Raw genomic sequence first — 22,881 nt, 5'->3', positions numbered from 1 at the left:
AGTAGACTCATTGATTAATCCATTCCTTAAAACTTTTCGCTTTTTCACGACTAACCACGATTTTTTCTTTGTTTTCGGGCCGGGTTTTCACGATCAGTTTGCCATTAAACCAGTTTTCGACTTTATGTATGGTTTCAATGTTCAGGATGTATTGCCGGTTAACCCTGAAGAATTTCATGGGGTCAAGTTCTTTGTCAAGCTTGTCAAGGGTAAAATCAATGATGTGATGCTGCCCTTCAAAGGTGAAGGCGGTGGTTATTTTATTGGAGCTTACAAACCAGGCAATATTTTTGACGTCTAATTTTTGAAAACCATCGGGAAGGTTCACCAGCAAACGTATTCTGTAGTTTCTTCTGCCCGAGGCCACCATTTCTGCGACAGACTGATAGTCTGTTAATAACGGTGGTGCCTGTTGTTGCATGCTGAAAAACCTTTCATATTTGCTGATGGCTTCTTCCAGCTTTTTTTCGTTAACTGGTTTCAGTAAATAGTCAATGCTGTTGACTTTAAATGCCTGTATCGCGTATTCATCGTAAGCGGTAGTGAATATCACCGGACTTTTGATATCAACCTGTTTAAACAGTTCAAAACTGCTGCCGTCCGAAAGCTGAATATCCATGAAAATCAGATCGGGTTGAGGATGGGATCTGAAGAAATCGATCGTTTCTTTCAGACTTCCTGTAGTTCCGGTCAGCTTCCATGCCGGTTTTATCTTCTTTATCATATCCGCCAGTAAACGCCGGGTAGGGATTTCATCTTCAACAATCAGTATATTCATGACATATTTATTTTATTCTGCATCCAGGAGCAGAGGTAGTTCAATGCAATAGTGTGTCGGTGTTGTGCTAACCCGTATGTCTTCTCCGGTAAGCATTTTATATCGTTGTACAATGTTATCGAAGCCGGTACCGGTGGAGTGAACTGTTCTTTTGGGCTGAAGACTGTTACATATTTTCAGCTGCCTGTTTTCGGTAGTTTCAACAGTAATGACCAGTGGATTTTGTTCGGAGGCACAGTTGTGTTTAATGGCATTTTCAATGAGCAGCTGGAGGGAAAGGGGAGGAATGTGATGGTCGGTATACTGTTCGGAGATATTTATATTAACAACCAATGCATTTCCCATTCGCTTTTTATGAAGAAAGACGAAATCATTTAGAAAATCAAGTTCTTCATGCAATGGAACTGTTATTTCATTTCTTTTTTGGAGTACATAACGGTAAACTTCGGCCAGCTTCTGAGTAAATTCTATGGCTTGTGACGGATTGTAATAAATTTCGGAAATGAGTGTACTAAAACTGTTGAACAGGAAATGAGGGTTCAGCTGATTTTGCAATACTTTATAGTCCGATTGCATTTTGGCTTGTTTTAATGCCTCTACCTCGATTAGGGATTTCCTCCAGTTGAGCAGAAAACTCCGGATAAACAATGTGCTGTTGAAAATAAGAACGAATATCAGTCCGAATGTTATCACCAAAACGGCCGATCTTCTGAAATAGGGGCCTTCAAGAATATGATCGGGTAAAGCCATAAACGAAACAATAACTACGCAGACCGTCCACAGGAAACTCCATAAAAGTTGTTTCTTTATCCGACGTGAAATGCTAAAGAACCAGGGTGACTTTTTATCAAGATAACGGTTGATAATAATGTTTCCTTCGCTGGCAAGGTTAAACGACAGAACCGACAAAATGAAAGGAAGCGGATTATTCAACATATCGGGGCTTTCACCATATAACAGAAAAACAAAGGCAATGACCAGTAATCCGATGGATGATACGATCACAAAACGACTGACTGTTGGCCATACCCCCTTATCAGTTATTGAAATTTTCGGATTCTTAAATTCTTTCGGTATATGTTGCGGTTCATTTTTCATCCGTATATAATTAATCTAAGTTATTGTAATGATGCATTTTATCATACTTTAATTGCTCTTAGATTCTTCGCTCCGCTCAGAATGACAAACAGCTAAGGTTAAGGTTGAGGTTGAGGTTGAGGTTAAGGTTGAGGTTGAGGTTGAGGTTGAGGTTGAGATTGAAGTTAAGGTTGAGAGTTCATCACAGTTGACGCAGATGAACACAGATTATTTTTATTAACATTAATAAAAATAACATTTTAGTCTGTTTGCTTTTTCCATGCCTTATGCCCAATACTTCTGGCTTCAGCCTGTCGTTTAACTTCAGTCTGTTTTATTAAGTTCACCGATTGCCTTCAGATACTTTGTTTCAGCCAGTTTAACCGATGTTCTGGCATCGATATGTTCGCTTTGCGCTTCCTGCCATTGGGCCTGAGCTTCGAGAAGGTTAACCAGGGTTTCCAGTCCTTCTTCGTATTGCTGACGGCTGGTTTCCAGGTTTTCTTCTGCCTGCTCGAGAGCAGTCAGGGTTAATTCGTATCGTTTAACAGCATCTTCGAGATTAAATTTTGCCTGAGCAATTTCGAGTTGAAGGAGTTTTTCTGTTTCTTCAAGATTAAGTTCTGCAGCACGGGCCTCAAGTTTTGCCTTAGTAAGCTTGTTACGTTCTTCGAACCATTTAAAGACAGGGATTTTTACTGATGCCAGCGCTATAAATGACATTTCATCGTTGCCCTTGCCGTTAAGTTCAAGTCCGTCAAAATAATGATAACCGGCCGAAACCCCAACTTCGGGAAGCATTTCAGCACGTGCCATTTTAGCTTCATATTCTTTTATATCGATGACTTTGCTGAGCATTTGGTATTCGGGACGACGATTTATGTTGTTCACGCTATCCGTTAGTTCCACACTTAAAAGCGAATCTTTTTGCGGCAGGGTAACAGAGATATCAGACTGAAGCGGCAGCCCGATAATTCGGCATAGGTTCATTGCAGCCAGTTTTTCCGCGCTTTGAGCCTTTTGAACCATCAGAATGGCATCGTTTCTTTTTACCTGTGCTTTGAGCAGGTCATTTCTTGTAGCGATTCCCTCTTCCATGCCTGCTTTAATGTTGGAAACAAGTGAGTCCAAAAGTGTTTTATATTCCTTCGCTGCAGTCTTCTTTGATTGTACCGCAACCAGTTGATAAAAGGCCTTATCTGTTTTGACCAGTACTTCAGCAACAGATTGTTCAATCTGGAGGCTGGCTATATCAACCCCTGTCTTTGCCAACTTGTTCGCGGCTCGGATTTTTCCTCCCATGTAAACGAGCTGTTGCACTTCGACACCGGCCATGGTAACGCCTTCAAGTCCCACGTTAATGTTCATGTCGGGCATATTGGCATACATGTTGAATACAGGATTTCCATCGGGGCCGGTAACGGGTTGTCCGGTAACCGGGTTTTGCATGAGGTTGGGTTGCATTATACCCTGATCGTCGGGGATGTAGGTAGGTAAATAACCACCTTCAAGAGAATACTCCAGTGCATCCGGTTTATAGAGATACGTTCCGGAGGCACTGAATTTTGGTAAATAACCGGCTTTTGCAATTTTTCTGTCCAGAAGTGCCTGCTCTTTTTGATTTTGCGACAGTTGTAACTGTCGCGAATATTCAAGGGCCATTTCCCTGCATTTATCGCGGTCAAGTTTTACCTGCGATGCGACAGTAAAGTTGCTTAAAATCAACAAAAACCAAGTATATAATAGAATTTTCATCAGTATAAAATTTATCTAAGTTATTGGTCGGATGTAACTCGCATGATTGAATCATATACATCAACTTTTGTGACAAACTTTGTTATGCTCGTTTCATCTTACATTCAATAAATTGGTAAGACTGTTAGAATTGTTAAAGTTGTTAATATTGTTAATGTGTTAGTTGTTAGAATGTTATAAGTTTTATTACATTAGCTAACATTCCCAACAATCTAACATCTAACAATCTAACATTTTATATCTAACAATCTAACAATCTAACAATCTAACAATCTAACAATCTATTGTTGCAACACCTTTACCTTGGTCGTTTCATCAATTCAGACATAGTTTTGTTTTTTGGCTTTTTTACTCAATGGGTGAACAATATTATAAAACAAGGCATAAAGTACGGGCATCATCATTAAGGTGATGACGCTTCCGACCAGCAACCCCGACATCATGGTAACAGCCATTGAACCGAACATATCGTCGTTGATGAGAGGAATCATTCCCATAATGGTTGTTAAAGATGCCATCATGACGGGTCGTAATCTTGATGTTGAGGCATCCATAACGGCAATGAATGGATTTTTGCCGTCTTTAATTTGTAGTCTCACTTCCTCGAGCAGCACAACACCATTTTTAATCATCATTCCCATCAGACCGAGTGTTCCAACTATGGCCATAAATCCGAATTCTTTACCTGTGAGCAACATTCCAATCACTATGCCAATGAAGGCAAGCGGTAGGCTGAAGATGATGATTAAAGGCTTCTTATAGTCATTGAAGAGGGCGATTAGTACGGCAATCATCAGAACAATGGCCAGAGGAAGATACATGAACAAATATTGTTGAGATTCCGAACTGGCCTGGTATTCTCCCTGCCACTCTATCCGATAGCCAACGGGTAACTCAATGGCTTCAATTTTTTCCAGAATACGGTTTCTAACATTGTCGGCGGTGAGTCCCGGCGCCGGATTACACTGGGCTTTTATGGCACGTCGTCCATTGTAGCGTCTTACAACCGGTTCTTCCCATTCTACATCAATACTCTTTACGGCCTGATTTATTGGAACTGCACTAAGTGTTGACTCCAGAATTTCTTCATAAGAGGTGGTTCCCGACATGATTCCTTTTATCGTTTGCGGGTTAAAATTATTCACCGATGGCAAAACGCTGAATGCCGGCGCCGTTTCCAGATTATCAACCTGCTCTCCGTCATTGTCTGTACTTTTTACATAAATTGGAATGGCACGGGTGCCGTCATAAAAAGCTCCAATCGGAAGCCCTTCGGTAGCAGTAAGTAGCGAGAGAGCCAGGTCTGGCCTCGAAAGTCCCGATCTTCTGGCCATTTCCTGACGATAGCGGGCCACCAGTACTTTGGAAGCAGGCTCCCAATTGTCGGTCACCAGGATAGCTCCCGGTTCCTCTTCCATAATTTCTTTTGCCTGACGGGTGAGATCCTTAAGAACTGCCGGATCGGGACCTGTAAAAACAACCTCGACTGGGAATTTTTTGTACATCAGGTTGTACCGTTTTACTCTTGCATACGCCTGAGGATAATTATTTATCAGGTAATCCTGAATTTCCGGAAGTTTTTCTTTCAGGACTTCTTCGTCAGTAAAATCCACAATGAGTTCCCCGTAACTCATCGATGGTTCGGCAATGGAACGAACCAGATTGTACCGTGAAGGCGTCCCGCCCAGGCTTGTAGTGACATTGGTAACTTCGGGCTGAGCAAGCAGATACTTCTCAATTTCGGCAAGATCACTGTCAACTTTTTCAATCCTGGTTCCGGACGGCATGTCATATTCGATGTATAACTGATTGTAGCTCAGGTCGGGAAAGAATGTTTGCGGGATTAGCGGAAAAAGCAACGCACTTCCGGCCAGAAGAATGGTTACAACTATAATGGCCACTGTTTTATGATAGAGCAAATAGCTGAGACTTTTTCGGTGAAAAGTATATATTTTCCCGCTGTAAGGTTTCTTGTCATCGTGCTTTCGTATTTTTGATCGTTTAAACTGTTTATTGGCCATTACCGGCGCTTGCGTCAGTGCCAGAATCCAACTCAGCAGGAGAGAAACAGCGAGGACTATAAACAAATCCCTGACATATTCGCCCGAAGTATCCGGTGACAAAAAGATGGGTAAAAATGCAAAAATGGCAATCAATGTAGCTCCAAGGAGCGGCCAGGCGGTTTTCCGTGCAGTATTTACCAAAGCCTTTTTCTTTTTCATGCCACTCTGTAAGTCCACCAATATACCGTCAACAATCACAATGGCGTTATCCACAAGCATTCCCATAGCAACGATGAGCGAGGCCAGGGAAACCCGTTGCAGCGTTCCGTTGAAGAGGTTAAGTATCACGAAAGAACCAAGGATGGTGAGCAAAAGACCGCTGCCTATAATAAATCCACTTCGCCAACCCATTGTCAGCATTAGTATCAGCACGACAATAGCAACGGATTGAGCCAGGTTAAACATGAATGTCGATATGGCATTATCAACCTTCTCGGGTTGGAAAAACACTTTTTTGAACTCTATTCCTGCCGGGATGCGTTTCGCTTTTAGTTCAACCAGCTTTTTATCTACCGTTTTACCAAGTTCAATAATGTTTTCGCCCGATTGCATTGAGACAGAGATGCCGATGGCAGGCATGCCATTATATCGCATCGCCTCTCTGTAAGGGGCTTCCAGTGTTTTTTCGACGGTTGCAATATCACCAAGTCGTACCTGATCGTTTTCATGCCCCTGGATAATAAGATTGCGTATGTCATTGAGATTATCGAAATCGTTGTTGACATCCACCCGTATCCGCTCGCTCCCGGCTTCGAAATATCCTGCATAAACCGTTTCGTTCTGGTCGCGAAGAGTGGATAGAACTTCGGCAGGATGAACACCCAGATTGGCCATCCTGTCTTGTTTAATATTGATGTTAATGCAGGGATTGCGATCACCATATATTTCTATACGTTTTACTGACGGAATGTCTTCTATTTCCTTTTTTACCAGCAGACCATAATCATGCATCTCTTCGTAGGAGAAACCGTCAGAGGTCATGGCATAGAAAAGCCCGTATACATCTCCAAAGTCGTCTACCACTATTGGATGTTGCGCACCTGATGGGAGATCAGCAGCAGCACGGTTGACTTTTCTTCGAAGAATGTCCCATTTTTGTTCAATTTCATCGGCGTCAACTGTAGGATCGAGTTCCACCTTGATTTCCGAATAGTCGGGTTCCGAGCGCGATTCGGTTTGCTTCAGGTCGCCCATGGTACCAATGGCCTTTTCAAGAACATCGGTTACTTCCAGCTCTACTTCATGAGCCGAGGCACCCGGATAGACCGTTACAACCAGCGCTTGTTTTACTTTAATTTCAGGGTCCTCCAGCTTGCTCATCGACCGGAATGATAATACACCCCCGAGAGCGAGGACTATCAGAAAAAAGTAGAATGGTATTTTGTTTTTAAAGGCAAATTCTGTCATCAGTCAGATAATGAAAATTTTAACTCAATAACTTTCTTTAGTTCCGGCTTGTCCTGGTTAGGAATCGGTTGTTTCTTTAGAATCTTGTTCTGACAAACAATACTCCGTTTAAATTTTGTAATAAGTTGCAATCAGTTTTTTGTGATTAGAGAATTATCTCTGATAAGATGCATTATTCCACATCTCTGCGAATCATCTTGTATTTATGAATCTAATGGGCTAATGTTTACAACAATCCCCCAATATTGCTTTTGGCCGGAGGTTCCAGTTGTTTAACTTTTTGTCCTTCCCGGATCGAATGAATGCCGGCACTAACTACTACATCGTTGGGCTTAAGGTTACCTTTTAAAAATGGCATTGCCTTCTGCATCGATGCGGACTATTTTTACTGTGACCGATTTAACTGTTAGGCTTTCCTTGTCCAGCTTCCATACAAGCGATTGCCCATTCTTTTTAAATACTGCTGTGGATGGTACCGATAATAAACCGTTATCATCTGTTGAGTACTGAATGATTACCCTTGCGCTCATGCCGGGCAATATTTCTACTTTTTCAGGCTCTGAAAGCATGAAGCGGGCAGGATACAGTCCGTTAACATTTCCTTTTGCCACAATGCCTTTTAAAGTCAAAGGCCATTCTTTTCCGGGGTGATTGACAGTGTGGCAACGAAAATCAACGAAATTGTTTTTTTTCAGATAGTCATTGGCGGGCAGATGGGCAACAATTTCGTATTGTCGGGTATCTATCAGGGCAATTACCGGCATTCCCGCATTGACCATCTCATGCGTGTCAAAAAATACGTCTGTCACATTCCCGGCAAAAGGTGCCGTTAAACGGGTATCGTTCAGAGCATTCTTATGAGCTTCATACTGTGCCGTGATTTGTTGAAGTCCTGAAACAGCTTTATCGTAATCATTTTCAGATACTTTCCCTTTTTTGTACAGAGCAGTTATTCTCTCTGTTTCGGCTTTAACTTCCCGGTATTTAGCCTCAGTCCCTTTCAAACGGAGTTCGTAATCGCGCGGGTCAATTGTTGCAAGCAGTTGTCCTTTTTCGACATATTCTCCTTCTTCCACCAGAACTTTTGACAAAGGTCCTGCTACCCTGAAAGAGAGCCTGATGTCTGACGATGCCTTTATGCGGGCGGGATAGCTTTTAGATAACAGATTATGAAAAGATTTTACCTGAGCGGTTTTTACCACAGGCATCTGCTCTTTTTCCCCGGAACTTCTTTCATTACATGATGTTATGAGTAAGATTCCGAGAAGTCCGAATATTTTAAGCAGTTCAAGGCTTCTGTTCATAGTCTTTTTGAATTTATTGCTGTAATTAGTGTTCGTCTATTAAGTCAGGGAAAATTGTATCAAATCTCATGTGTCTGTTCAGAAAGTGCCGGTTGCAAGGCTTGCGAAGCCGCCAAAAGCTGAGTTTACTTTTTGTAAATGAGTATTTTGACGTCAAGCGTAACACAGTTTATGAACAGACATTAATTATTCGATTTGCAAAGTTATCTATTCATTATCTGAAATAAAAAAACAATTGCTGAAGCACAATAAAAAAGAACTGAAATGTAGCTATATGCCGAAGTCTGAGATATTGATTTATGAGACCGGTCTAAAAAGCATCTTTGTTGCCAGACTCATTGTTGTTTTAAATTTTGCAAGCATGACAAGGTTTGTGCTAAACCTTGTCATGCTCATTTTATCTTACTTTTAATAAATTGTTACGGCTGTTAGAATTGTTAGAATCGTTAAAGTTGTTAATATTGTCAATGCATTAGTTGTTAGAATGTTATAAGTTTTGTTACATTAGCTGACAATTTAACAATCCTAACATTTTTATCCGTATAAAATCAGTCTAAGTTATTGTAATGATGCATTTTATCATACTTTAATTGGTGTTGGATTCTTCGCTTCGCTCAGAATGACAGAGCGCTCAGTGTCATTCTGAGGAGGCACGACGAAGAATCTTTCTTTATACTGATGAAACGACTGGAAGGAGTTCGAGAACACCTTAGAAAATCAATTATGATGTTGTCAATGACACGAATAACACGAATGACTATCGCATCAAAGATGCGACTAAATTCGTGTTAATTCGCGCAAATTCGGTGATTCAAACAACAAATGGCGCAGCCTTTTTATAAATGAGTGCGGTATAAAAAGCATATTTTTGTCAAAATCAAGGCGTTTTAAATTTTTGTATCGGTGTTAACTTATTTTGTTAATGAGGATGCAAAAATTTAAAACAACAACGAGTTTGGCAACAAAGATGCTTTTTAGACCGGGCTCATAAATATTTTGCCAAAAAATACAACAAAATCAGAGATAAGGTACTACGTTTTTTCAGGACAAGCCTGAAAAAAAGCCCCTTTGGGGGATTTAGTCAACTTAAACAACATGTTGGTTAGTTTTCTGCCCTAAGCGTCTAATAACCCAACAACCTAATAACCCAACAACCCAACAACCTAATAACCTAATAGCCTAATAGCCTAATAACCTAATAACCTAATAACCTAATAACCTAATAACCTAATAACCTAATAACCTAATAACCTAATAACCTAATAACCTAATAACCACATATCTAAAAATCTACAAAAAGAGCTTTTTACTGATAGATTTCCGACCGTTGGTAAAAACCGCTCTCAATCAGGACTTCATCGATATTTTCCTTTGTTACCGGGATGGAGTTGATCTGAACTGTCGGGACATCCATATAACCATTGTTCACATAATTGATATCATATTTCTTTTCCAGTTTTACTCCATTTACAATGTCCACGGCTACCTCGGCAGCCTTGTAAGCGATGTCCCTGAGTGGATGGTAAAGAGTGATGTGTTGAGTTCCTTCAATGATTCGACGGCATGATTCAATCTGGGCATCCTGGCCTGTCACGATGACTTCTCCATCCAGCCCGTATTTTTCAAGAACTTCAATACAGGCTACACCCATACCGTCGAAACAGGAAATAACGGCATCGACTTTTTGCGGATAGGATGATAGTATCTGATCGAGCTCAAATGCGGCATGGTCGGGGTTCCAGTTTTCGATATAGGTTTTGTACAGAACATTAACATTACCTGATTCAACATGGGGTTTCAATGTTTCCTCTATTGAGGCCATCAGTTCCACTGCATTTCTGTCGAAACGGTCGCCGTTAAGTATCACATAATTCCCTTTTGGTTTTTGACGAACAACGTAACCGGCCATATCTTTCCCCAGTTGTTCGTTGTTTCCCGAAATGTAAACATCAAGTTCACAATTGGAAACCAGCCGGTTGTAAGCCAGAACCGGTATATCACGGGCTTTGGCTTCTTTTACTATGTTTTCGGCTGTATTTACATTGACAGCAATAAGGGCAAGCAGGTCAATGTCCTGTTCCATCATTTCTATGGCTTTCTCGTATTGCAATGCATCATTGTCTTTTGCATGGGCAATCATTACTTCTGCTCCGAGTTGCTCGGCACGTTCTTTAAAGAATTTGCTTTCTTTATTAAAACGTATGGTTACATCCGAGCTATAAAGAAATCCCATCTTTATTTGTTCTTTTTTTCCGCAACCCGATAGCCCTGCAATCAGTATAAAAGAAACAGGAAGAATAAATAGTAATAATCGTTTCATCATAGTTTAGTACTTTTATTAATGAACAACCTAATAGATAATACCTGATAGAGTCAAGCTAAATTACGTTTTTTTTGACTCTTTGTTTTGAAATGATTGATTTTTTTTAAACTTTTGATGAGCATTTGTCATGATTCCGGTTATTGGAATCCAAGACTGCTTTGATAATTAAATATCCGGACATACTATGAATTGGAAAGATTTACGAATCAGTACAAAAATTCGCGGAAGTCTTGCGGGAGTATTATTACTTACTTTGTTGATGGGCGGTTTTACTCTTTACAGCTTGTTTGATATCGGAAAGGGCGTAAAAGACCTTTCCGAAAAGTACATTCCCACTGTTAACGAGGCCAGTCTTGTTGATCAAAACTGGCGACGACTGACTGAAGTAACCCGGTCGTATGATTTTACTTCCATTCCGTATTTTCATGTGGTTTTTGACCGCTATTACGACCAAATGATGGTGGCGTTAAATAACCTGATAGAGATAGAGGGAGAAGGCCCCAGAAGCGAAATTTTTAATTCTCTGAAGGCAGAAATGGAACGATACGCATCTAAATATGACGATTATCAGTCATTCCAATCCACTGCGGCCAATTACCGCGAATTGATGCGTAGTTTGGGAGAGGCGCTTGCAGATGCGGCCGACGATTATCGGGGAAATATTACTTATCAAAGGATTATCAATGAAGCCCTTGGTATCTGGGGGAAAATTCAGGCCAAAGATTACTCACGGGAAGCCGTTGCTCTGGATGAAGAATTGGAGGCTTTGGATGTTCTTAGCAGACGGGTTTCTTCTGTTTATCTTCCGGCGGATTTAAAACAGACGATGCAATCATTTATTGCTTCTGCAAATTCTTTTATCGATAGCTATCAGAATGCCCGCATAGCTGAAGTTCAGCGTTTTGAGATGGCCAAAAGCATCATGTGGGATGTCCGGTCAATATCAGATATGGGGCAGGGCGACATCAAGGCCATGGGCAATCAGAGTGCACGCATTGTTGACAACGTTCAGCAGCTTATCATCTTTGCGCTTATTCTTTTATTGCTTATGGGGCTCGGGCTTGCATTATATCTGCCGGGTTCTATTGCCAATCCGATTCTGGAAGGTATCGGGCTGGCTGAGAAGGTCTCTGCAGGTAACCTGTCTGTTCGTTTCGATACAGACAGGAAAGATGAGGTAGGTCGTTTAAGCATTGCTCTGAACAATATGGTCAATAATCTGCGAACCATTATTTCTGATATCAGAAACGGTGCGAAGGAGATGGTTGAAGCCAGCTCTAGCCTGATGCGCGAATCTACCGAACTGGCTGAAGGTGCCAATGAGCAGGCTTCGGCGGCCGAAGAAGTGTCTTCATCAATGGAAGAAATGTATGCCAATATCCAGCAAAATACCGATAATGCCAAAGAAACTGAAGGGATTGCTCAGAAAGCTGCGAAAGACATGAATGAAAGCAATCAGATATCGGAAAAAGCTGCTGAATATCTGGAAGAAATTACCTCCAAGATATCTGTCATTGGTGATATTGCTTTCCAAACCAATATTCTGGCATTGAATGCTGCTGTAGAGGCTGCCAGAGCAGGCGTAGAGGGACGCGGATTTGCGGTGGTTGCCGCTGAAGTACGAAAACTGGCAGAGCGCAGTCAACAAGCTGCCAATGAGATTAATAAAGTATCCGGACAAACCATTAATTCATCACGTAGTGCCCGTGAGATGTTATTGGCTCTGGCACCTGAAATTGAAAAAACTGCTGGTCTGATACAGGAGATTTCTGTAGCATCGCTCGAACAGCTGTCGGGTGTTGAACAAATTAATAATGCGTTACAGCAACTGAATCAGGTGACACAGCGAAATGCTGCCAACTCGGAAGAAATTAATTCGGCCGCCCAAAGAATTGATAAATTGTCCGATCGTCTCCAAAGAGCTATTTCTGTATTCAGGCTTGAGGAGGGCGATGAAGCAAACGGTGACATTGCTAAGGAAGAGATTGCTTCATCCGCAACAACTGCTAATGAAGAATCCGGTCAGCAGTCGGAAGGTAAGACTCCCGGTGACGGCTCAGTTCCACGAAACAAGCCATCAAAAGGTTTTGATAAGGAGTTTGGTGAAAATGATTTTGGGGAGGATGATGACGATTATGAGCGGTATTGATTTTGCTGAGTCGCACGGTCGCAACCGTGTAATGTAATTTTATTTAATGTAGAGATGCACGGCCGTGCGTCTCTACATTAAATAAATGGTTAATACCTCTATTCATCGGGTTTATCCGGTGGTGTTTGGGGTTCATTATGTTCGGATGTTTTTACCTCAGACTTTACTTCAGGATATTCAATCCGTGCATGGTAAATGTTTTTCAGTTTTTGTTTGAAAACTTCTTTCACCTGGGTTATTTCCCGGAATGTTATGGGAGCATTTACAAATTGGTTTTCTTCTATCTGGCTGTTGATAATATTTTCCACCACTTTTTCGATTTCTTCGTCCGAGAATGTCTTAAGACTTCTGGATGCTGCTTCCACGGCATCTGCCATCATTAAAATGGCAGTTTCTTTGGTGAAAGGAGTGGGTCCCGGATAAGTAAATTTGGTTTCATCAGGCTCTTCACCAGGATGTTCGTTTTTGTATGAATTATAGAAGAACCTGGCTTTCGTGGTTCCCTGATGTGTTCTGATGAAATCAATAATTTGCTCGGGTAGTTTATGTTTTCTGGCTATTTTCACACCGTTTTCTATGTGTTGAATAATAGATTGAGCGCTTTTTTCGAGATCGAGGTTTGCATGCGGATTAAAACCGGTATTCTGATTTTCGGTAAAGAAAATAGGCGAAACGATCTTCCCGATGTCGTGATACATAGCCCCGGCCCTTACCAGGAGAGGATTGCCACCAATCTTGTACACGGCTTCCTGTGCCAGATTACCAACCTGCAACGAATGCTGAAATGATCCGGGTGCTTTTTCGGCAAGCCGACGAAGCAGGGGATGGTTGGTGTCTGATAATTCGACAAGTGTTACATCTGATATAAATCCAAAAGCTTTCTCAAAAATGTAGATGAGGGGATATGCCAGGAAAACCAGTGCTCCATTGATCAGAAATTGTCCGTATAAGGAAATATCGATATTTTTAAGGTTACCTTCCTGCAATATAGCCAGTGCACTGTAGAATGCAGAATAGGTGAGAACTATAAAGATCGAAGTACGAACCAATTGTTCGCGACGCACCATTCTGAAGAGACTGAATATTGCGATCAGTCCGACGGGCACCTCCATATAAACAAATTCAAAACTGTTGCGGGTGAAAAAGGCTGCCATCAGAATTGTAATAACATGCATAAAAAATGCAAGTCGTGACTCAAAAAAAGTACGGATAATGATGGGTAATATGGCGAAAGGGATGATGTACAGCGGGAAAAATTCAAAAAGTCGAGACAACCGAACCAGCAAAAGCATTCCAATAAACATTAGCAGGATGAAGGTAATGGAAAGAAGATTGTTGTATACATCTCTCCTGAAATAGAACAAAAAGAGATAAATCATGGTGAGAAACAAAAAAGTTAACAACACCTGCCCCAGCAGAATGAAGTAATAGCCGCTGCCTCCTCCAAGGGAACTTTCATATTCCTTTTTAAGGGAGTCAAGTATTTTTGCTGTTTTTTCATCAACTATCTCACCGGTGTCAATAATTTTTTGTCCCGACAATACAACCCCGCTGGTGAGACTGATGTTCTTCAGGACAGCTTCCCTTTCACGCGAGGTTCTTTCTGCATCATATTTTATATTCGGTTCCAGGTATTTATTCAGTTGTAAATCGGAAATAAGATTGTCAAGCCGGATATCTTCCACATCAGAGGCATCGCGCAACTGCCGGAACAACATCAAAGATATTTGCTGATAGGCTCTTTGATAATTGTGAAATTCGCTCAAACCGGATGGCTCTGCAAAATTGTTCCTGATCAGAATAAGCTCAAAGGCATCGTCGGCATCTTCGTATGTTTCGGGCAAATGTATCAATCCCTTTGAATAGACTGATGTCAATTCCCGTTCCAATGTATTTTTCAAAAGGTACCAAACTGTTGAATCATTCCCCTTCGTTTGTTGTTCCAGAAAAGGATAATTTTTAGTGAGTTCTTCTTTTTTGTTTTCAATATCCAAAAGAGCCCTGTGTATTTGTTCTATTCCTTTGAGGGTGTCAAAAACAAAATATGGTCTGAAATTGGCAAGAATGCTGTCTCTTTCTTTCTGCAACTCCTGTTGACTTTTATATACCGGGAAGTCAAAGGGAGCGATCAACATTTCGTGCTTCCAGGGTTTTCCTTTAGAATATTCGTATGGAAATTTTCCCTCGCGTGGCAGAATATAAACCACGATAGCTATTGCAGTCAGAAAAATCAAGACCCTGTAAATGGATACCGAATTTTCTTTTATTGTTGAAAAAATTTTTCCCATATCTTCAATAGATCAGATTAAAATAATGAGTCCGGTCTAAAAAACATCTTTGTTGCCAAACTCATTGTTGTTTTATATTTTTAAATGCTCATTAACAACGGGTTAACTCCGGTACGAAAATTTAAAACGCCTGGATTTTGACAAAAATAGGCTATTATACCGCACTCAATACAATATGATTCCGCGTATTAAAGTACAAATATATATTATGAAGTTCACTCCTAAAAGTTTCTTTTTGTCAGGCCAGTTGTTGCCGGAAATTATTAAATTCTCATTAACAACGGGTTAATTTCGTCACAAAAATTTAAAACGCCTGGATTTTGACAAAAATATGCTTTTTATATCGCCTTCATTTGTTATTAGTGGCTTTTGGTTTACTTTTTGATTAATCAATTTCCAGTTTTATTTTATAAAAAATGTTGTATGCCACGATCAATTTGTACTTATGGATTTATTCCGGTTCGCTCAGAACCGTCGGAATCATCCCGGCTGGAGACTCAGATACTTTTCGGTGAAAGCTTTGATATTTTGGAACGGAGGAATAAATGGGCCTATGTCAGGCTGCGTTACGATGGCTATGAGGGATGGATTGATGACAAGCTGATTGAAAAGCTTGATGACAGGGATGTAGAACTGTGGGAAAAGTCGGAAGGTTTCATCGTAAAGAGGCCGTTTGTTAAGGTAGTAAAGGAGTCTGATTCAACGGTACAGTACCTGACCGCCGGAAGCCGGGTTGTTTTTAATGGTGAAGACCGGAACGTCATCAGAATAGGTTACCGGGAATTCTACTGGCAGGGGACAATGCCCGAAAGTAAAGTTGAGCTTGAAGAGGTAGCCCGCGGATTGTTGAATGCGCCATATTTGTGGGGCGGAAAAACATTCTATGGCATCGATTGTAGTGGGTTGGTACAGGTTGTATACAAAACAGCCGGAATTTTTATGCCACGAAATGCTTCTCAGCAGATAGAGACAGGACAAGTTGTCAGTTTCGTGGAGGAGGCGAAATCGGGTGATCTGGCTTTTTTCGACAATGAAGAAGGCGAGATAGTACATGTGGGTGTGTGCCTCGGGCAGGGGCGTATTCTTCATGCCAGCGGATCTGTAAGGATAGATGCTCTTGACCATCAGGGAATATATAATGCCGAAACCAGGAAATATTCGCATCATTTGAGAGTCATCAAACGTGTTATTTGATTTTCAAGTCTCCCGGAGATGCAGCAGATTGATTAAAATTATGACTAAAAAGAAATATTGTTACGATTATCCCCGTCCGGCTGTCACTGCAGATGTGGTTGCTTTAGCAGGAGACAGGCGTGAGAACCTGAGTATTCTGCTGATTAGACGCGGGAAACCACCGTTTGAACGGGATGTGGGCCTTGCCGGGCGGCTTTGCCAACATCGATGAAGATATAGAAGTTACTGCTCATCGCGAGTTGGAGGAGGAGACCGGTCTTAATGGTATTTCACTCAAACAGATAGGCGCTTTTGGGAAAGTGGGGCGTGACCCCCGTCATCGGACCATCACCATTGCTTACCTTGCATCTCTTGAACAAACGGCATTGGTTAACGGGTATGATGATGCTGATGAGGCCCGCTGGTTCCCCCTGAATAACTTGCCTCCGCTTGCTTTTGACCATGATGAGATTATTGAAAAAGGGCTGGAGTTATGGGAAATGGGAAATTAAAAGAGACTTTTACCAGCGGTCTTTTTCTCTATTTTATGCCGGAGTTGAGAACTAATAGTGCTTCGGGCCCTTTATTAAACAATAAGTCAAGGATACTTAGGTTGGGAATGAATCCGTGCCGTTCGTCAAAAACCTGTTTGTAAGGCACCGGGATAAATGTAGAATCCACTTTCCTGAAGTTCTTTTTAGGATGAATGACTTCCCGCAAATCTAATACATCGTTAGGCGGGTTTTTCAGGAAATCATCGGACACTACAATTTCCGTTTCTATTCCAAGTAATTCGCAGAGTAAACGGGTCGATTCCAGATTAAAATCAAACAAATAAGTGTATTTTTTGGAAAAAAAGGGTTCAATATCATCACGGTAAAACTGAAAAAAGGGTGATGAATTGTACGCCGACACGATAGAACGCCAATGGTTGGCCTGCCAATTGCTGTGATAGGCAATTTTTATCTGGCTGTCTTTTACCTTTACAGTTTTACCTTTTTCTACAGGTACCGACAAAGTCAGCGGGCCGTTGGCTCCCAAAATATGATAGCGATTACGATAGGTTTGACGTTGATAATTTGAATGCTTTTCAATGGTTGCTTTACCGGCTTTCCCAAGATGAACAAAATATTGAACAGGCCCGAAGCAGGCCTGAGAAACTAGTATCTGTCCGGACATGTTATTGAGAGATTTTAGCTTAATTGGTAATTGGGAAAGATTCTTCGTCGTTATCTCCTCAGAATGACAAGAGGCCCTTTGTCATTCTGACGAAGGGGGAGAATCTAAAAAAGCAAACAGACTAAAATGTGATTTTTATTGATGTTAATAAAAATAATCTGTGTTCATCTGCGTCAACTGTGGTGAACTCTCAACCTCAACCTCAACCTCAACCTCAACCTTAACCTTAGCTGCTTGTCATTCTGAGCGAAGCGAAGAATCTCATTCTTAATGGATCGTTAATTGGTTAATTCGTCAGCAGCTCAACAGTTTGTCAGCTTTTATGGTCAGGTTCATCAAATTCTTTTTCCGCCATTTTTTCTGTTTTTTCTGTTTGCTCTTTTTGGATTTTTTCTGTTTCAGCTTTTCCGATTGAGCGGTTTCTTCGGAACGAGAAAATGGCTCCGGCAATTAGTCCCAGCAAAAATGCGACGATCAGCAGAACAGAAAGTGATAAGTGTGTTTTCCAGGTGATAAATTTAAAACCTACTTCCTGTGCGTTTTGCACGGAAAACAAGACCAACAGAAGGGCAATGATGATAAAGCCCCAGAATGAGAATGTAGTTTTACGTTTCATATTCTTTAACTTAACAGGTTGTAATTTAGTCAGTAGTTTTTAGTCAGTAGTCAGTAGTTTATAGAAATCAATTTACAAACATTTCCGGAATTTTTCCAATAATATGATTTTCGGGTAACAATCCCCAGTAACGACTGTCGAATGAGTGTGGTCGGTTGTCACCCAATACCCAATAGTAATTAAATTTGAAACAGTAACTGTCCTGGCGTTTTCCGTTAATATAGATACCCTTGTCTGTCTTTTTAAGGTCGTTTTTTTCATACACTTGTATGGCTCTTTTGTAAATGTGGTAATTGTCCTCGTTTATAGGGATAGTGTCACCTTTGGCGGGGATTTTTACGGGGCCCATAAAATCGGTATTCCATCCCATTGAGGTATGAAATGGAAAAGTATGCGGATCGGGCACATTTTTTTCGAGAAGGGCCGGATTGAATCGTGATTTTATTTCGGACGACAGATTATTGAAAGTGCCTGTTGTCATTTCTGCTACGATATTGCCACGATATTGATAATGGTTAATGATATATTTCTGGTCGACATCAGTCTGAAATGTTGCCTTTTCTCCTGTCCATCTGAACTTTTTGATGATAGTCGGAGCTATGTCTATTGTTTTGTTGTTGATGAGTAAAATACCGGTGTTAATTTCAACTGTATCGCCGGGGAGGGCAACGAGACGTTTAACAAAACGTGGCCTCTCCTTTACACCCAGGGGGAGGAGGTTTCCCCAGTTTCTGATTTTTCTCAGCCTGTCGAAATTGTTGTAATGCCTTTTCAGGTAATAATAGCTTTCATCTGGCCGGTTTTCAAGGATGGTATCTCCTTCGGGAAAATTAAACAAAATGATATCTCCTCTTTTCAGCTCACCGATTCCGGCCATTCTGAAGTATTTATCCGGTTTTTCGGGGAATCTTCGCGGCCCTGGAATTAACTTGTTGACAAGGATATAATCTCCCGACTGAATGGCTTTCTCCATTGATGGCGACGGTACCGTAATCAATTCGAAGCCAAACCGGTAAATTAATGTTCCAGCCAATAACCCTGTGCCAAGAATAACAGCCCCCAGAAATATCTGGTAGACATCCGGGTGTTTTTGTTTGAGATTTTTCCGGAATAAATCAACCGGTTCCTGATAATGCCAGTATAGCCAGACGGTAATCAGCAAGACAAATGGTATCAGGATTATACGGAACCACCAGCCAACAGCTATGATCAGTAGGGAAACAACAATTGTTAAAGTTGTTCGAAACATTATTTTCCGGCGTATTTAAAAAACCTGTTCCACCTGATATTTCTTGGAAATGATTTGTTCTGATCAAGTGAAAGCCATACCAGAATGGGTTTTCCGACAATGTGGTCTTCCGGAACAAACCCCCAATAGCGCGAATCGGCCGAATTGTGACGGTTGTCACCCATCATAAAATAATAATCCATCTTAAAGGTATAAGTGTCGGCAGGGTCACCGTTTATAATAATCTTTCCGTCACGAAATTCCAGTGTGTTTCCCTCATAATTTCTTATGATGCGTTCGTAAAGGAGAATATTTTCGGGTGATATTTGCACGGTCGCATCTTTTTTGGGGATAACAAGCGGTCCGTAATTATCCCTGCTCCAATTAAAATAACGGCTGTAAGGAAATACCTGAAGAACGGAACTGTCTGGTTTTTCTTCATCAATTTCAACGTCTTCGATAAAGGGCATTTGTTTTACCTTCTCTAACATGGAACGGGTAAGTGGCAGGGAATAATATGGTCCGCTTCGCCCAACGTATCGTTCGGGATCACTGATGTCGAGTCTTTCATAAAAATTGTGGTTCAGGGTAGTGCCATTTGTAAGGATGCTGTAATTGTGTTGCACGCCTTCGGCTTCCTCAAACATTTCACCGTTGATGTATAACCTGTTGTGACGGATTTCGAAGGTGTCGCCCGGAAGCGCAACGCATCTTTTCACGTAATTGTCACGACGGTCTACCGGCCGGTACAGGACTTCTCCGAATTCATCAGGATTTTGTTTTACATATTCGGCTCCAAGAGTGCGTTCTTTTTGCCGCAATTCGTATTCACTTATGTTACCGGTTGCTAAGTTTCCATTTCGCCTCATCAGGCTCTGACCAATTTCACGAATGATGTTAAAATAGGCCGGGTTTGGCCTCAGATAAGCAACTGTATCACCTGCGGGAAAATTGAAAACAACGATATCACCACGTTCTACTTCTCCAAAACCTGCTATTCTTTTATAGTCCCAGTGCGGCTTCTCAAAATATGATTTTGTATTGATGAGGGGAAAAGTATTCTGCACCAATGGAAATGAGAGCGGCGTAATGGGCATTCGGGGCCCGTAGCTCATCTTGCTTACAAAAAGGTGATCGCCTACCAGGAGCGATTTTTCAAGCGAAGAGGTAGGTATCTTGTAGTTTTGGAAAAAGAAAACATTGATAAGGTAAACAGCCACCAGAGCAAAAATCAGGGCATCCAGCCACTCTTTCCATGCCGGGGGTTTACTGCCGTCTTTTGTCTTTTTCCACGCGCCCCATGGGACTATTTTCGTGATGTAAACATCAAAAATAACGGGAAGCCCCAGAAGAATCCAGAAATTTCCGATCCATATAACCCACAATACAAATACCAGGGCAGCAATGCTGAACTTTATCCAGCTCGCTTTTGATACATCATTCAGTTTAATCATTCATTTAAAATTTTTTCAATATTCCGTTAAAACTTCAACATGTCCTTCATGCCGAGAAAACCTTTGTTTTTAGCAGCAAATTCGGCAGCAAGAACCGCGCCAAGAGCAAATCCTTTACGCGATTTAGCACTGTGGTGAATGGTGATCTCATCCACATCCGATTCATATTTGACGGTATGTATTCCCGGAACTTGGCCTTCGCGGACAGCTTTAATGACAAGATCGGTATCCTTTTCGGCCTTATTAAGCTTCCATTGTTTCTTACGCTCAATATTTTCAATTATATCTTCGGCAAGCGAAATGGCTGTTCCACTGGGAGCATCCAGCTTTTGTGTATGATGAACTTCAGTCATTTCTACATCGTATTCATCACGATCGTTCATTATCCTGGAGAGATAACGGTTCAGTTCAAAAAGAATATTAACCCCGACACTGAAATTGGATGCATAGAAAAACGTCTGTCCTTCTTCACTACAGGCCTTTTTTATTTCGGGTAATTTATCGAGCCACCCGGTAGTTCCTGAAACCACTGGTTTATTGTATTCAAAGCATTTTCGGTAATTGGCAAAAGCCACTTTGGGAGTGGTGAATTCGATGGCCACGTCGGCTGTCTCAAAACCGCCGTCTTCAAAACTTTCGCCGGTTGCAATCGGATCGATTCGGGCCACAATCTCGTGTCCTCTTGATTGTGCTATTTTCTCAATCTCCTTTCCCATTTTCCCGTATCCAATCAATGCTATTTTCATATTGTAAGGTTTTTATGGTTTCTCAATTGTTAAGTGTTTTGATATAATAGTCAGATTATTAGATTTAAGATTTGGAGATATATATACCTGAAGGCAGGGAAGCAATTTGTATTTGACGAAAAAATTTTCTCTCCCAAATTTACCACTTCTGCCTTATGTTTGTTAAGCTTTAGCCAGTCAATTACTTAAATCTAACCATCTGAAAATTTTATGAATGCTTTTTAGACCGGGTTCATATTATATTTTAATTCTGAGTGCAGTATAAAAAGCCTTCAAACTGCTGATTTTTACCATTTTTACCCCTGACCCCTAAAGGGAACTGCTAAAAATCAGCAGTTTGAAAAAGTCCCCTTTAGGGGATTTAGGGGTCAAAAGGCTTTTTATACTGCACTCAATTCTGAAAAGTGCAAAGATAACAAAATACATTGGTTTTAATAGTTGATATTACGTGCTATGCTGACGGCTGAATAGAGGCTGCTGAAAAAGTCAGCAGCCTGTTTCAAATTTATTTTCATCCGTTATAATTTACTTAAGTTATTGGTCGAATGGAACTCGCATGATTGATTATATACATGTTCTTTTGTGACAATTTTTGTCATGCTCGTTTCCATTGTTCTTTTTGGCATTGCCCCCAAAAGCTTTGTGAATGCGTGGAAGTACAAGGGTGGAGAAATATTAAGTGGTTTTATACCGATGGTTCCGGGGAAATCAGAATCAGAAAAGGCTTTGAAAGCATTTGCCCAATTAGAATATGTTTTCTGTACCAATACTTATGTCAGTTTTGCAGGCTTATACCTCCTACGCAGGGAGCGACTGCTGGATTGTGTCTGAAACGATATGGTATTACGAGGATTACTATCAGAATTCCCGTACGCGCTATGAATTTGAAAATAGTTTTGCCCCTCCGATACAGCCTTCTTCAGGAGGAAGCCGTAATAATAGTGATTCAGACAGAAATGTGTTGGCTAGAGGTGAGTATTTGCCTTATGACCCAGTCAGTCAGACACCCCTGATCGACAAATTAGTAAAAGATAATCTTCTTGATTCAGTTCAGAGTAAATTTTTGGAACAGGCTTTGAAAGAGTTGACAGGAGTTTGTTCTGATGAGTATATTTACAACGAGTTGGTTGCTAACAATCAAAAGTTTAATTTTGAGATGGATGGTTCACTTCCTCATCCTGCCGGATATGATCCGGCTTCTAAAACCTTCAGATTCAGGGATAATGATGCCATCACATCCGGAAAACTGAAAGAGGAATTTTTTCATGCTTTTCAGGATGTCTTTTATTCGCGAGGTATTTCGCAGTATGCAAATACAGGGAAAGTGAATATTGAGTTTGA

Annotated in this window: 19 protein-coding genes and 1 pseudogene; 6 read left to right on the top strand and 14 right to left on the bottom strand. The window is 41.0% G+C overall.

The annotated features are described in order from the left end of the window. Positions 1 to 7: 7 nt before the first annotated feature. The 7 genes from ATH1_RS0100090 to ATH1_RS0100055 all read right to left on the bottom strand — a co-directional run bounded on the left by ATH1_RS0100090 (position 8) and on the right by ATH1_RS0100055 (position 10,707). The gene (locus tag ATH1_RS0100090) at positions 8 to 778 is read right to left on the bottom strand and encodes a LytR/AlgR family response regulator transcription factor (protein WP_010415875.1); all 771 of its coding nucleotides are present in this window, start codon (positions 776 to 778) and stop codon (positions 8 to 10) included. A gap of 12 nt (positions 779 to 790) precedes the next feature. Continuing rightward, positions 791 to 1,876 (bottom strand): sensor histidine kinase, encoded by a 1,086-nt coding sequence (locus ATH1_RS0100085; protein ID WP_010415873.1) that lies wholly within the window; start codon positions 1,874 to 1,876, stop codon positions 791 to 793. Positions 1,877 to 2,179: 303 nt separating this feature from the next. Further along, positions 2,180 to 3,610, bottom strand: a complete 1,431-nt coding sequence (locus ATH1_RS0100080; protein WP_010415870.1) for a TolC family protein — start codon at positions 3,608 to 3,610, stop codon at positions 2,180 to 2,182. 320 nt (positions 3,611 to 3,930) lie between these two features. After that, positions 3,931 to 7,080, bottom strand: a complete 3,150-nt coding sequence (locus ATH1_RS0100075) for an efflux RND transporter permease subunit (RefSeq protein WP_010415867.1) — start codon at positions 7,078 to 7,080, stop codon at positions 3,931 to 3,933. Positions 7,081 to 7,306: 226 nt separating this feature from the next. After that, positions 7,307 to 7,450, bottom strand: a complete 144-nt coding sequence (locus ATH1_RS22045; RefSeq protein WP_010415860.1) for a hypothetical protein — start codon at positions 7,448 to 7,450, stop codon at positions 7,307 to 7,309. Beyond that, complete coding sequence (locus ATH1_RS18635) at positions 7,419 to 8,384, bottom strand: efflux RND transporter periplasmic adaptor subunit (protein ID WP_010415858.1); 966 nt, start codon at positions 8,382 to 8,384, stop codon at positions 7,419 to 7,421. Before ATH1_RS18635 ends, ATH1_RS22045 begins: the two co-directional genes overlap by 32 nt. Before the next feature lie 1,306 nt (positions 8,385 to 9,690). After that, the gene (locus ATH1_RS0100055) at positions 9,691 to 10,707 is read right to left on the bottom strand and encodes a substrate-binding domain-containing protein (RefSeq protein ID WP_010415852.1); all 1,017 of its coding nucleotides are present in this window, start codon (positions 10,705 to 10,707) and stop codon (positions 9,691 to 9,693) included. Positions 10,708 to 10,891: 184 nt separating this feature from the next. Between ATH1_RS0100055 and ATH1_RS0100050 the strand changes: the two genes are divergently transcribed. Then, complete coding sequence (locus tag ATH1_RS0100050; protein ID WP_010415848.1) at positions 10,892 to 12,856, top strand: methyl-accepting chemotaxis protein; 1,965 nt, start codon at positions 10,892 to 10,894, stop codon at positions 12,854 to 12,856. Positions 12,857 to 12,954: 98 nt separating this feature from the next. Here the strand turns inward: ATH1_RS0100050 and ATH1_RS0100045 are convergent, their stop codons facing one another. After that, positions 12,955 to 15,144 (bottom strand): HD family phosphohydrolase, encoded by a 2,190-nt coding sequence (locus ATH1_RS0100045; protein WP_010415845.1) that lies wholly within the window; start codon positions 15,142 to 15,144, stop codon positions 12,955 to 12,957. 423 nt (positions 15,145 to 15,567) lie between these two features. On the opposite strand from ATH1_RS0100045, the gene ATH1_RS0100040 reads away from it, so the two are divergent. The 3 genes from ATH1_RS0100040 to ATH1_RS18630 are packed head-to-tail and all read left to right on the top strand — an operon-like array spanning position 15,568 to position 16,829. Further along, the gene (locus ATH1_RS0100040) at positions 15,568 to 16,338 is read left to right on the top strand and encodes an NlpC/P60 family protein (protein WP_010415843.1); all 771 of its coding nucleotides are present in this window, start codon (positions 15,568 to 15,570) and stop codon (positions 16,336 to 16,338) included. A 40-nt stretch (positions 16,339 to 16,378) separates the two neighbouring features. Further along, complete coding sequence (locus ATH1_RS22040; protein ID WP_245531670.1) at positions 16,379 to 16,549, top strand: NUDIX hydrolase; 171 nt, start codon at positions 16,379 to 16,381, stop codon at positions 16,547 to 16,549. Continuing rightward, a complete protein-coding gene (locus ATH1_RS18630) occupies positions 16,512 to 16,829 on the top strand; it encodes an NUDIX domain-containing protein (protein WP_010415837.1) in 318 nt (105 codons plus the stop codon). The genes ATH1_RS22040 and ATH1_RS18630 overlap by 38 nt, the downstream gene beginning before the upstream one ends. Positions 16,830 to 16,857: 28 nt before the next feature. On the opposite strand, the gene ATH1_RS0100030 is transcribed toward ATH1_RS18630, so the two are convergent. From ATH1_RS0100030 to ATH1_RS22675, 6 genes and pseudogenes are all read right to left on the bottom strand, one after another. Then, positions 16,858 to 17,496 (bottom strand): WbqC family protein, encoded by a 639-nt coding sequence (locus tag ATH1_RS0100030; RefSeq protein ID WP_010415833.1) that lies wholly within the window; start codon positions 17,494 to 17,496, stop codon positions 16,858 to 16,860. A 313-nt stretch (positions 17,497 to 17,809) separates the two neighbouring features. Then, on the bottom strand, positions 17,810 to 18,112 hold the full coding sequence (locus ATH1_RS0100025) for a LapA family protein (protein ID WP_010415831.1): 303 nt from the start codon (positions 18,110 to 18,112) through the stop codon (positions 17,810 to 17,812). Between the two features lie 67 nt (positions 18,113 to 18,179). Then, entirely contained in the window at positions 18,180 to 19,361 is a 1,182-nt protein-coding gene (gene lepB, locus ATH1_RS0100020; protein ID WP_010415828.1) for a signal peptidase I, read from the bottom strand. Further along, a complete protein-coding gene (gene lepB, locus ATH1_RS0100015; RefSeq protein ID WP_010415826.1) occupies positions 19,361 to 20,794 on the bottom strand; it encodes a signal peptidase I in 1,434 nt (477 codons plus the stop codon). The genes lepB (ATH1_RS0100020) and lepB (ATH1_RS0100015) overlap by 1 nt, the downstream gene beginning before the upstream one ends. Before the next feature lie 26 nt (positions 20,795 to 20,820). Beyond that, positions 20,821 to 21,540 (bottom strand): 4-hydroxy-tetrahydrodipicolinate reductase, encoded by a 720-nt coding sequence (gene dapB / locus ATH1_RS0100010; protein WP_010415824.1) that lies wholly within the window; start codon positions 21,538 to 21,540, stop codon positions 20,821 to 20,823. Between the two features lie 244 nt (positions 21,541 to 21,784). Next, positions 21,785 to 21,966: pseudogene (locus ATH1_RS22675) on the bottom strand (hypothetical protein). Positions 21,967 to 22,122: 156 nt separating this feature from the next. Here ATH1_RS22675 and ATH1_RS21330 point away from each other — a divergent pair. Both ATH1_RS21330 and ATH1_RS18625 read left to right on the top strand, forming a co-directional pair. After that, positions 22,123 to 22,371, top strand: a complete 249-nt coding sequence (locus ATH1_RS21330) for a hypothetical protein (RefSeq protein WP_156062737.1) — start codon at positions 22,123 to 22,125, stop codon at positions 22,369 to 22,371. Continuing rightward, positions 22,364 to 22,881: hypothetical protein (locus tag ATH1_RS18625; RefSeq protein WP_156062735.1), on the top strand; the 518-nt coding region annotated here is incomplete at its 3' end. The genes ATH1_RS21330 and ATH1_RS18625, both read left to right, overlap by 8 nt.

This window comes from Anaerophaga thermohalophila DSM 12881 (assembly GCF_000191885.1).
GTDB classification, from domain to species: domain Bacteria; phylum Bacteroidota; class Bacteroidia; order Bacteroidales; family Marinilabiliaceae; genus Anaerophaga; species Anaerophaga thermohalophila.
The sequence above is the reverse complement of the archived record's forward strand: the minus strand, read 5'-3'. Positions and strand labels throughout refer to the sequence as shown.

Bases quoted from the DNA above. Each gene is read 5' to 3' on its own strand.
- ATH1_RS0100090 (WP_010415875.1), bottom strand. From the start codon at position 778: ATGAATATACTGATTGTTGAAGATGAAATCCCTACCCGGCGTTTACTG.
- ATH1_RS0100085 (WP_010415873.1), bottom strand. From the start codon at position 1,876: ATGAAAAATGAACCGCAACATATACCGAAAGAATTTAAGAATCCGAAA.
- ATH1_RS0100080 (WP_010415870.1), bottom strand. From the start codon at position 3,610: ATGAAAATTCTATTATATACTTGGTTTTTGTTGATTTTAAGCAACTTT.
- ATH1_RS0100075 (WP_010415867.1), bottom strand. From the start codon at position 7,080: ATGACAGAATTTGCCTTTAAAAACAAAATACCATTCTACTTTTTTCTG.
- ATH1_RS22045 (WP_010415860.1), bottom strand. From the start codon at position 7,450: ATGCAGAAGGCAATGCCATTTTTAAAAGGTAACCTTAAGCCCAACGAT.
- ATH1_RS18635 (WP_010415858.1), bottom strand. From the start codon at position 8,384: ATGAACAGAAGCCTTGAACTGCTTAAAATATTCGGACTTCTCGGAATC.
- ATH1_RS0100055 (WP_010415852.1), bottom strand. From the start codon at position 10,707: ATGATGAAACGATTATTACTATTTATTCTTCCTGTTTCTTTTATACTG.
- ATH1_RS0100050 (WP_010415848.1), top strand. From the start codon at position 10,892: ATGAATTGGAAAGATTTACGAATCAGTACAAAAATTCGCGGAAGTCTT.
- ATH1_RS0100045 (WP_010415845.1), bottom strand. From the start codon at position 15,144: ATGGGAAAAATTTTTTCAACAATAAAAGAAAATTCGGTATCCATTTAC.
- ATH1_RS0100040 (WP_010415843.1), top strand. From the start codon at position 15,568: ATGCCACGATCAATTTGTACTTATGGATTTATTCCGGTTCGCTCAGAA.
- ATH1_RS22040 (WP_245531670.1), top strand. From the start codon at position 16,379: ATGACTAAAAAGAAATATTGTTACGATTATCCCCGTCCGGCTGTCACT.
- ATH1_RS18630 (WP_010415837.1), top strand. From the start codon at position 16,512: ATGTGGGCCTTGCCGGGCGGCTTTGCCAACATCGATGAAGATATAGAA.
- ATH1_RS0100030 (WP_010415833.1), bottom strand. From the start codon at position 17,496: ATGTCCGGACAGATACTAGTTTCTCAGGCCTGCTTCGGGCCTGTTCAA.
- ATH1_RS0100025 (WP_010415831.1), bottom strand. From the start codon at position 18,112: ATGAAACGTAAAACTACATTCTCATTCTGGGGCTTTATCATCATTGCC.
- lepB (WP_010415828.1), bottom strand. From the start codon at position 19,361: ATGTTTCGAACAACTTTAACAATTGTTGTTTCCCTACTGATCATAGCT.
- lepB (WP_010415826.1), bottom strand. From the start codon at position 20,794: ATGATTAAACTGAATGATGTATCAAAAGCGAGCTGGATAAAGTTCAGC.
- dapB (WP_010415824.1), bottom strand. From the start codon at position 21,540: ATGAAAATAGCATTGATTGGATACGGGAAAATGGGAAAGGAGATTGAG.